At 66.6% G+C, this 766-nt stretch carries 1 pseudogene; it reads left to right on the top strand.

The features are described from left to right. A pseudogene (locus tag LG634_RS37545) lies at positions 1-749 on the top strand (ISAzo13-like element transposase-related protein); the annotation flags it as partial. Between the last annotated feature and the right edge of the window lie 17 nt (positions 750-766).

Here is a 766-nt window from a genome sequence, read left to right on the forward strand (position 1 = left end):
ACTCGAACTCGCCCTCCTCGCCGCTGAAACGGGCCTGATGATCACCGTCTGCCACCTGCCGCCGGGCGCATCGAAGTGGAACAAGATCGAGCACCGGCTGTTCTCCCACATCACCATGAACTGGCGGGGCCGCCCGCTGACCAGCCACGAAGTCATCGTCCAGTCCATCGCCGCGACCACCACCCGCACCGGACTGCGGGTGCATGCCGAACTCGACACCAGGGCCTACCCGACCGGAGTGCAGATCACTGACGTGGAGATGGCGGCTCTGCCACTGACCCGCCATGGCTTCCACGGCGACTGGAACTACGTCCTTCACCCCCCATCCGGCCCCGGCTGTCCCAGCACCCCGGGAGTCGGAACGGTGCGAGCCGGAGCGGACACCGGCCCTGCTGTCTGCCCCAGTGCTGACCGGGATGTCTCCGGAGCAGTTGCACGGCTTGGTCCAGACTCTGGCGCCGGACGGGGACACCCAGCTCGGCCGCCCGCCCAGGCTCGGCTTCCCTGATCAGGTCCTGGCCGCAGTACTCCACCTGCACCTCGCCCTGGCGGCCGAACCCCTCGCCGTGCTCTTCGGCAGTAGCCGCACCGCCATGCACCGCACCCTGCTGAAGATCAGGAAACTGTTTGAGGCACACGGCATCGTCATCCCACCTGCGACCAGCCCACCCGCTGCCCTCACCTCCCTCCAGGCTCGGGTCCTGGCCAAGAGCAGCGATCCCAGCAACAAGATCAAGACGACGTGTTAATGATCTGCAAGCCCTTA

Origin of the sequence: Streptomyces bambusae, assembly GCF_020532645.1 — a bacterium.
In the GTDB taxonomy this organism is placed as follows: Bacteria; Actinomycetota; Actinomycetes; order Streptomycetales; family Streptomycetaceae; genus Streptomyces; species Streptomyces bambusae.